At 36.3% G+C, this 2,083-nt stretch carries 1 protein-coding gene; it reads right to left on the minus strand.

The annotated features are described in order from the left end of the window. Positions 1–798 precede the first annotated feature (798 nt). A partial coding sequence (locus RRG12_RS43465; RefSeq protein WP_420763311.1) for an iron uptake porin occupies positions 799–2,083 on the minus strand: 1,285 nt, incomplete at its 5' end.

Here is a 2,083-nt window from a genome sequence, read left to right on the forward strand (position 1 = left end):
AAAGCACTTTTGTAAGAAATTTACTTACCTTACTGTGATAGTTTACACCGAATAGGAGGCAATCTAGATAACTATTCATTTATGTTGATAGTAAAATTTATAGCTGATAAAAATATCCAATTACAGATAAATTAATATTCATCTTCTATTGCTAAGTATTTGGCAATTTGGCACATTGTAATTAGAGTATTTTGATATATTGCAGAAATTACCAAGATGTTTTTACTTATTATACATAGGACGGGCTAAAGCCCGTCTTTTTTATTGCTGATTATTTGGCATTTTGGCATTACACTCAAAGCAAAATATGATATATTTGCTAGAATGCAAATAATTAAAACATTAAAAAAAACTAAGCTCAACTAAAATTTTCTGTTAAGATTATTTGCTAGCCTTACAATCTATTGAGTTTTATTTGTGCTATTTTTCCACAGTTCAAGGTGTATTTCCACTTTCAAGCTATTTAGACGGGATGGTTTATCCCGTCTTTTATTTTGCTTGCTAGTTGGAAAAATCGCTTTAATGTAAGTTCTGGATATAAAAATACTGCTAGTTTTTTTGCTAATTTTAACATCTAAATTAATCTGCCATAGCCTCTAACCTATGGCAGATAATTTTATATTTTAGGTATTCAATAATACTGGAGTAATGTCTTATCAGGTTTCAGGATATTTGCACACATCCTATAGGAAGATGCCCTATGAATAGAATAATGAGTAAATTAATTCGGGATGTTGTTATGCACTGGATTTATATATAGGTTTGGCTCACCGCCAAACCTTTTTTATTTACAAAAAATTAAAAACTAAAAGTACTTCGCAAAATGCCGATAGTAACTGAGTCACTATCTGGTGTATGACCAGGCTCTAAGATATGAATTATTCCTGGTGTAATACTGATATTATTTGTTAGCTGAAAACGATAAAATGCCTCGATTTGAGTGGTCGTTCCTGGTTGTCCACCTGCACGTCCTAAACCAGTATTTACAAAATCAGGGACATTATTCCCCACAGGTAAGTTGCTACTGGTAATTTTAGGAGGTTGACCAACATAAATTCCTCCCAAATTACCTTTAGCAAATAAATCAGGGAAATTCATGAACACCATATAATTCGTAGTTTCTACATTTCCTGATTGCCCAGGAATATAAGATTTAGTATAACCACCCCATGCACCTGCGCTAATGCGGGGAGAAATTTGCCAAGTTACAGTCGCACCCACGGCGTTAGTTTGCAGCGGTGCTGATCTTCCGGTAGTGGTATTAACTGTAGTTAAGCATTCATCGCCAACAAAGGTTAGTAAACAACCATCAGAAGAGTAATTGTTAACGTAATACAAACTTAAATCGAGAGTATCAGTTGGTGTCAGCAGTAATTGCACACCTGTAGTGGTGGTTCCATCAAATAAACCACTAGCTGTCCCAGGATTTCCTGGTTGATAACTAGTATAAATTGCCTGCAAACTAGCGCGTTTAGTAAATTGCCAATCAATAGCTATACCACCGTGACCGTATCCCATATTTAAAATTGGGTTTCTTTGGGCAAAATAAGACAGCGGCCCTGTTGCAGCACTTTCTACCCGATTTGGGCCTCGGAAAGCAGCTGGCATACTTACGCCTTCTGTTCCCACCATTACTGCTAATTTATCTGTCACCAGCCAATGCAAATTGAGGTCACTTACAATCAAGCTATCTGTAGGAAATTCGTAGCCAAGTAAAACGTCATTTCGGGAAACACTATTGGTAAATCTAGGCGTAGTTCTTCCTTTACCATCTATAAGACCTGTAAACAAGTAACTATTGGGAGTTATTTGGCTAGTTAAATATAGTTGCGCGAGGGATATAACATTAGTGTTTGTCCCTGCATCATCTGTATCTTTTTGTCCATCTCTAGGATTTACATCACCACGATTGCTAGTCCGTCCTTGAACGCCAACTATTAATAGTCCGTTGAGTTTGGTTGTTGCTGAGAATTGGTTGGCTTTGATTTCGGCTGTTCTGGCTTCTAAACTATCGACACGACCCCGTAAAGTTGCTAATTCAGGGGAAAATTCTGACTGCAATTTTTGTAATGTTGCTAAATCT

This window comes from Nostoc sp. CALU 546, from assembly GCF_048836525.1.